The organism is Streptomyces hilarionis (assembly GCF_024539675.1).
Taxonomy (GTDB): Bacteria; Actinomycetota; Actinomycetes; order Streptomycetales; family Streptomycetaceae; genus Streptomyces; species Streptomyces hilarionis.
Genome location: NZ_JAHHIT010000250.1, coordinates 1 through 7,710, shown reverse-complemented (window position 1 = coordinate 7,710; position 7,710 = coordinate 1). Strand labels below are relative to the sequence as shown.

Here is a 7,710-nt window from a genome sequence, read left to right as displayed (position 1 = left end):
GGGGGAACCTGGGGGAGCGGGGTGTTGTGGTTCATGCAACGGGGATTCCGCGCCGGACGGGCCTCCTAACCGCTGTTACACGCCCGTCGACAAACCCGGACAAGCTCGCCCTAAAGGACGCGTGTTCGGATGCCGAGTAGGAGCCGAAAACCCCTGGTCCCGATCGAGGGGGCCAGGGGTTACGGGTCCGATTGCCTGAATTCCGTAACGGTGACCGTGAGCGGAATTCATGGCCAGAGGTCAGTCGGCCGGGGCGGCCGCCGCCTCCGCGCCGTGGGCCTGCGCCCGCAGCGCCCTCGCCAGGTCGTCCCGCGCCTCCAGCACCAGCCGGCGCAGCGCCGGGGCGGCCGACTCGTGCGCCGCGAGCCAGGCGTCCGTCGCCGCCAGCGTCTCCGGCGAGTCCTGGAGCGCGGGGAACAGGCCCCTGACCACGTTCATCGCGCTCTGGATGGACCGCTGCTCCCAGATCCGCCCGATCGCCGCGAAGTACTTCTGCGTGTACGGCGCGAGCAGCTCGCGCTGCGAGGGCTGGGCGAACCCGGCGATCGTCGCCTCCGTCAGCGCGTTGGACAGCGTGTCCGACTCCATCAGCTGCGCCCATGCCTGCGCCTTGACGGCCGCCGACGGACGGGCGGCCAGACAGCGGACCTGGTGGCGCTTGCCGGACGCGGTGTCGTCGCGGGCCAGCTCGGCCGCCAGCGCCGCCTCGTCGACCACGCCGTGCGCCGTCAGCGGCTCCAGGAACGCCCAGCGCAGCTCCTGGTCCACCTCCAGGCCGTCGATCTTCGCGGTGCCGTCCAGCAGGGCCCGCAGCAGGTCCAGGTCCTCCGCGGACGACGCGACCGACGCGAAGAAGCGCGCCCACGCCAGCTGGTGCCCGCTGCCGGGCTCCGCCGCCCGCAGGTCGCGTTCGGCGACCCGGGCCAGCGCCCGCTCGCCCGCGGGCCGCCAGTCCTGCGGCGCGTAGTGCACCAGCGCCGAGTCCGCCCAGGCGTGCAGCATCTGCAGGACGCCGATGTCGGACTCGCGGTGCGCGAAACGTGTCACCAGGTCGACGAAGTCGGCCGCGGGCAGCAGCGCGTCCCGGGTCAGGTTCCACAGGGCCGACCAGCACAGCGCGCGGGCCAGCGGGTCGCTCAGGTCGCCCAGGTGCCCGCGCAGCGTGGCCAGCGAGGTCTCGTCGAAACGGATCTTGCAGTAGGTGAGGTCGTCGTCGTTGACCAGCACCAGGTCGGGCGCCTGCTCCCCGGCCAGCTCCGTGATCACCGTGCGCGGGCCGTCCACGTCCGCCTCGGCGCGCGCGTAGCGCACCACCCGGTCGCCCTCGCGGCGGTACAGGCCGATCGCCACCCGGTGCGGCCGCAGCTCGGGATGCGTCTCGGCCGCCTCCTGGAGCACCGCCAGCTCGTCGACGCGGCCCCGCGGGTCCAGCAGCACCTGCGGGGTCAGCGAGTTCACGCCCGCCGTCTGGAGCCAGGACCGCGCCCACCCGGCCATGTCCCGGCCGCTGGTCTCCCCGAGCACCGACAGCAGGTCCCCCAGCCGGGTGTTGCCGTAGGCGTGCCGCTTGAAGTAGCGGCGGGCGCCCTCCAGGAACGCGTCCTGGCCTACGTACGCCACCAGCTGCTTGAGCACGCTGGCGCCCTTGGCGTACGTGATGCCGTCGAAGTTGAGCTTGGCGTCCTGGAGGTCGCGGATGTCGGCGGTGATCGGGTGCGTGGAGGGCAGCTGGTCGGCGCGGTAGGCCCAGGCCTTGCGGCGGTTGGCGAAGGTGATCCAGGCGTCCTTGAAGCGGGTCGCGCCGACGTTGGCGAAGGTGCCCATGAAGTCCGCGAAGGACTCCTTCAGCCACAGGTCGTCCCACCACACCATGGTGACCAGGTCGCCGAACCACATGTGCGCCATCTCGTGCAGGATGACGTTCGCCCGGGCCTCGTAGGACGCGCGGGTCACCTTCCCGCGGAAGACGTACTCCTCGCGGAAGGTCACCAGGCCCGGGTTCTCCATCGCGCCGAGGTTGTACTCCGGCACGAACGCCTGGTCGTACTTGCCGAAGGGGTACGGGTAGTCGAAGTGGTCGTGGAAGAAGTCCAGGCCCTGCTTGGTGATCAGGAAGACGTCGTCGGCCTCGAAGTGGGGGGCCAGGCCCTTGCGGCACATCGCGCCGAGCGGGATCTCCAGGGTCGTGCCGTCGCCCAGGTCGCGCCGGTAGACGTCGGTCACGTGGTGGTAGGGGCCCGCCACGACGCAGGTGATGTAGGTGGAGATCGGCTTCGTCTCGGCGAACCGCCACACACCGTCCGCGCGCTCGCCGACGCCGTTGCTCCACACGGTCCACTCCTCGGGCGCGCGCACCTCGAAGCGGAAGGGGGCCTTCAGGTCGGGCTGCTCGAAGCACGCGAACACCCGGCGCGAGTCGGCCGGCTCGTACTGCGTGTAGAGGTAGACCTCGCCGTCCTCGGGGTCGACGAAGCGGTGCAGGCCCTCGCCGCTGCGGGAGTAGGCGCAGCGGGCGTCGACGATCAGCTCGTTGTCCGCGGCGAGGTCCTCCAGCAGGATGCGGGAGCCGTCGAAGACCTCGCCCGGGTCGAGGTCGCGGCCGTTGAGGGACACCGAGGTGACACTCGGCGCCACGAGGTCGGCGAAACCGGACGCGCCGGGCTCGTTGCAGCGGAAGCGGACGGTGGTGACCGACCGGAAGGTGCGCGGCTCGCCCTCCGCGGCCCGGTCGCCCACCGCCGAGCGGACGTCGAGGGACACCTCGTACCCGTCGACGGACAGCAGGGCGGCCCGCTCCCGGGCCTCGTCGCGGGACAGGTTCTCACCGGGCACGGGCGGTACTCCCTCACTGCGTTGCGCATGGGTGCTGTGGACAGGAGCGATCCTGCCATGCGCCCCTGACGCGCGGCAGCCGGGAATGCGCGGCGCGCACGGCGGTGTTCAGTGGGGAAAGCCTTATCTTCTGAGGATCTCTGAGGAGAGACATGCCGGAGAAGACCCCCGTCGACTTCTGGTTCGACCCGTCGTGCCCCTGGGCCTGGATGACGTCGCGCTGGGTGCTGGAAGTGGAGAAGGTCCGTGACATCGAGGTCCGCTGGCACCTGATGAGTCTCGCGGTCCTCAACGAGGACCGGCTCGCGGAGCTGCCCGAGGAGTACCGGGACTTCCTGGAGAACAAGGCGTGGCGGCCGGTCCGGGTGGTGGCGGCCGCCGCGCAGAAGCACGGCGCGGACGTCCTCGGCCCGCTGTACACCGCGCTCGGCACCCGTATCCACAACAACGGCGAGGGCCCGACCCGGGAGGCCCTCGTCGGCGCGCTCGCCGACACCGGTCTGCCCGCCGACCTGATCGACTACGCCGACCAGGAGGACTTCGAGTTCGACGCCGAGCTGCGCGCCTCGCACAAGGAGGGCATCGAGAAGGTCGGCCAGGACGTCGGCACGCCCGTCATCGCCGTGCCCGGCCCGGACGGCGAGCAGATCGCGTTCTTCGGTCCCGTGGTCACCCCGGCCCCCAAGGGCGAGGAGGCGGCCCGGCTGTGGGACGGCACGGTGGCCGTCGCGTCGGTCCCCGGTTTCTACGAGATCAAGCGCAGCCGCACCAAGGGCCCGGACTTCAGCAACCTGTGACCGTCCGGATCCGGCGCCGGGGCCGGTGAGGAGCCGGGTCGCCCCGAGGCCCGGTCGTCCCGAGGCCCGGTCGTCCCGAAGGATCCCGGCCGCCGACAGGAGAGCCCCCGTGAGTCACGTCCTCACGGGGGCTTCCCTTGTTCCGCCTGCCGGTGCGAAAGTGAGAAGACGATCACGAGGCAGGACGCGCGGCGCAGACCCTCACGGGGTGCGGCTTATTGCAAGTTACTTGCAAGTGCGTGCTTACGACAAGTAGGCCCCGCGTGGAGTCCACGCGAGGGCCCGGACCCCCGGATCAGCCGGCGGCGCGCCTGCGCTGCCGGACGAGGCCGACGACCGCCAGGGACGCCGTCATCGCGCCCGACCCGTACAGCTGGACCCGCGTCCCCGGCTCGCGCGCCATCAGCACGAGGATCGCGGCCATGCCGGCCAGCGCCACCCACGTCAGCGCCGGGAAGGCCCACATCCGCACGACCAGCCGCTCGGGCGACTCGCGCTCCAGCCGACGGCGCAGCCGCAGCTGGGAGAGCGCGATGAAGATCCACACCACCAGGATCACCGCGCCGATCATGTTGAGCAGCCAGGGGAAGACGTCGTCCGGACGCCAGTGGCTCAGCGCCACGCACCCGAACCCGAACACGCACGAGGCCAGCACCGCGACCCGCGGCGCACCCCCGGACACCCGGCCCAGCGCCTTGGGGCCCTGCCCGCGTGCCACCAGCGAGTGGGCGATCCGCGAGGCGCCGTAGACGTTCGCGTTCATCGCGCTCAGCAGCGCGGCCAGCACGACCACGTTCATGATCTGTCCGGCGGCCGGGATGCCGAGCTGATCGAGGGCGGCGACGTACGGGCCCTTCTCGACGACCGCCGGGGAGTCCCAGGGCACCAGGGTGACGATGACCGCCATCGAGCCCACGTAGAACACCGCGATGCGCCACATCGCCGTGCGGACCGCGCCCGCCACGCCCCCGACCGGGTCCTCCGACTCGGCGGCCGCGATGGTCACGGTCTCCAGACCGCCGTACGCGAAGACCGAGGCGAGCAGCCCCACGACCAGGCCCTCGGCGCCGTGCGGGAACACCTCGCCCAGGTTCGACGCCCCCGGCGAGTGGGTGCCGGGCAGGACCCCGGCGACGGCGAGCACCCCCAGCGTCAGGAACAGGGTGATGGCGCCGACCTTGAGGGCCGCGAACCAGAACTCGAACTCGCCGAAGTTCTTCACCGCCGCCAGGTTCGTCCCGCAGAACGCGAGCACGAACAGGGCCGTCCAGGCCCACTCCGGCGTGCCCGGCAGCCAGCCCGTGACGATCTTCGCGGCGCCGATGCCCTCCAGGCCGACGGCCGTGCACAGCAGCACCCAGAAGGCCCAGCCGACGGTGAAGCCCGCCCACGGCCCGAACGCCCGCTCGGCGTGCGCCGAGAACGAGCCCGACGAGGGATGCGCGGCGGACATCTCGCCCAGCATCCGCATCACCAGCATCACGAGAAGGCCCGACAGCGCGTAGGCCGCCACGATCGACGGGCCGGCGGCGGCGATGCCCGCCCCCGACCCGACGAAGAGGCCGGCTCCGATGACTCCGCCGAGGGCGATCATCGACAGATGGCGCTGTTTGAGGCCGTGGGACAGGACGGCGTCCGACTCCTGCGGAGTGCTGACGGTGGTGCTGGGCATGGGTGCGGCTCGTCCAAGGGGTGAGATGGGCAAAACGCCCACAGTGTGGACAGCCCCTCCGCCCGCACGGAGGAGCCGCCCACCATCCGGACGGACCGGACGCGCAGCGTGGTTACGCCGCTACGGAGGTGTAGTGCGCCGCGTCCCCCTCGATCGAGTAGCTCTCCTTGCCCTCGACGCCCACCGGGACGTCGCCGGCGGCGGTCACCCGGTGCAGCAGCCGCGGCAGCCTGTCGTAGTTGTCGACGGCGTAGTGCTGGGTGATGCGGTTGTCGAACAGCACCAGCTGGTTGTGCGACCAGCGGTGGCGCAGGACGTTCTCCGGCCGGGTGACGTACGACTGCAACAGGTCGAGGATCCTGCGCGACTCGCCCACCGAGAGTCCCACGATCCGCTGCGCGAACCCGCCGATGAACAGGCCGCGTTCACCGGTGAGCGGATGGACGCGCACGACCGGGTGGACGGTGCGGAACGCGATGGACGTGAACCGGGCGCGCTGGGCGGCCCGCTTCTCGTCGACCTCCTCGGCGGGCACCGCGTAGTCGTAGTCGTTGGTGTGCTCGGCCCACAGGTTGTCCGCCAGCGCCCGCAGCGGCTCCGGCAGCTGCCGGTAGGCCGCCGCCGAGCTGGCGATCAGCGTCTCGCCGCCGTACGGCGGGACCGTGATGCTGCGCAGGGTGCTGGCCTGCGGCGGGTTGAGGACGAACGTCACGTCCGTGTGCCAGTGGTTGGCGCTGCCCTGCTCGCTGTCGACGGGCAGCACGTTCGGAGCGCCGTCCACGGCCGCGACGGTCGGATGGGCGGTGGTGACGTCGCCGAAGTGACGGACGAAGGCCTGCTGCCCCTCGTCGTCGAGGTGGACGTCGTCGAAGACCAGCGCCTTGTGGACGTTGAGCGCCTCGCGCAGCGCGGCCCGGGTCTCCTCGTCGAGGGGCCGGGCGAGGTCGACGCCGCTGACGTGGGCGCCGATGTTCGCGGTGACCTTGCGGATGTGGAGGGTCATGGCGGGGGTCCTCTCAGACGGTGGCGAGCTCGGGGCGGACGTACTGGTTGGCGGGACGCGGGAGGCCGTATCTCTCGCGCAGGGTCGTGCGCGGGCCGTAGCCGGTCCGCAGCAGGCCGCGGGCGCGCAGCAGCGGCACGACGTGGTCGACGAAGGCGTCGAGGCCGGACGGCAGGACCGCGGGCATGATGTTGAAGCCGTCGGCGGCGCCCCGGGTGAACCAGGTCTCGATCGCGTCGGCGACCTGCTCGGGCGTGCCCGCGAAGGTGAGGTGCCCGCGCCCGCCGCCGAGCCGCCCGACCAGCTGCCGCACCGTGAGGCGTTCGCGGCGGGCCAGCTCCACGATCAGGGTGTAGCGGCTCTTGGCGCCCTCGATGGCGTCCTCGGGCGGCAGGTCGGCGGGCAGTCGCTCATCCAACTCCAGGGTTCCCGCGTCCAGCTGGAGCAGTTGCTCCAGGCGTCGCACTCCGTGCGTGTACACGATGTGGTCCTCCAGGACGCGTTCGGCGGCGCGCGCCTCCGCCTCCGTGGAGCCGATCACCGGCACGATGCCGGGCAGCACCTTGAGGTGGTCGGGGTCGCGGCCCTCCGCCCCGGCCCGCGCCTTGATGTCCGCGTAGAACGCCTGCGCGTCGGCGAGCGTCTGCTGCGCGGTGAACACCGCCTCCGCGTACCGGGCGGCGAACGCCTTGCCGTCCTCGCTGGAGCCGGCCTGCACCAGCAGCGGGTAACCCTGCGGGGAGCGGGGGACGTTGAGGGCGCCCTCGACGCTGAAGTACCGGCCCCGGTGCCGGGGCGGGTGGATCTTGTCGTCGTCGCCCCAGACGCCGGCCGCCTTGTCGGCGACGATCGCGTCGTCCTCCCAGCTGTCCCAGAGCTTCAGGGCCACGTCGAGGAACTCGGCGGCGCGGGCGTAGCGCTCGGCGTGCGCGGGTTCGGCGTCGAGACCGAAGTTGCGCGCGGCCTCCGCGCCGGCCGTGGTGACGATGTTCCACCCCGCCCGGCCGCCGCTGATGATGTCCAGCGAGGCGAACTTGCGGGCCAGGTTGTAGGGGGAGTTGTAGGAGGTGGACGCGGTGGCGATCAGCCCGATGTGCTCGGTGGCCGTGGCCAGCGCGGTGAGCAGGGTGAGCGGCTCCAGGGCGCCGGCCGGCCGCTGGGCGATGTCGCTCCACAGCTGCGGGCCGTCGGCCAGGAACAGGGAGTCGAAGGCTCCGCGCTCGGCGGTCCGGGCCAGCCGGACGTAGTGGTCCAGCTCGACGTGGGCGAGGGGATCGCTCTCGGGCAGCCGCCACGAGGCCTCGTGATGACCGGTGTTCATGAGGAAGGCGTTGAGGTGAAGCCGGCGGGGCATGGCGTGTCCTTCGCTTCGGGCAGGTACGGGAAGAAGAGGGGGAGGGGGAGGG

The 7,710-nt window shown here is 71.9% G+C and carries 5 protein-coding genes; 1 reads left to right on the top strand and 4 read right to left on the bottom strand.

All coding sequences use genetic code 11. The features are described from left to right. Window positions 1-240: 240 nt before the first annotated feature. Complete coding sequence (gene pepN, locus KMS84_RS36675; protein WP_256920875.1) at window positions 241-2,832, bottom strand: aminopeptidase N; 2,592 nt, start codon at window positions 2,830-2,832, stop codon at window positions 241-243. A 152-nt stretch (window positions 2,833-2,984) separates the two neighbouring features. Here pepN and KMS84_RS36670 point away from each other — a divergent pair, with 152 nt between their 5' ends. Next, the gene (locus KMS84_RS36670; RefSeq protein WP_256920874.1) at window positions 2,985-3,629 is read left to right on the top strand and encodes a mycothiol-dependent nitroreductase Rv2466c family protein; all 645 of its coding nucleotides are present in this window, start codon (window positions 2,985-2,987) and stop codon (window positions 3,627-3,629) included. Window positions 3,630-3,924: 295 nt separating this feature from the next. Here the strand turns inward: KMS84_RS36670 and KMS84_RS36665 are convergent, their stop codons facing one another. From KMS84_RS36665 to KMS84_RS36655, 3 genes are all read right to left on the bottom strand, one after another. Further along, window positions 3,925-5,301 carry an amino acid permease gene (locus KMS84_RS36665; protein ID WP_256920873.1) on the bottom strand — a complete coding sequence of 459 codons (1,377 nt, stop codon included), beginning with the start codon at window positions 5,299-5,301 and terminating at the stop codon, window positions 3,925-3,927. Between the two features lie 112 nt (window positions 5,302-5,413). Beyond that, window positions 5,414-6,304, bottom strand: coding sequence for a TauD/TfdA dioxygenase family protein (locus tag KMS84_RS36660; protein ID WP_256920872.1), 891 nt, complete (start codon window positions 6,302-6,304; stop codon window positions 5,414-5,416). Window positions 6,305-6,317: 13 nt separating this feature from the next. Then, a complete protein-coding gene (locus tag KMS84_RS36655) occupies window positions 6,318-7,658 on the bottom strand; it encodes an LLM class flavin-dependent oxidoreductase (protein ID WP_256920871.1) in 1,341 nt (446 codons plus the stop codon). Window positions 7,659-7,710: the final 52 nt, after the last annotated feature.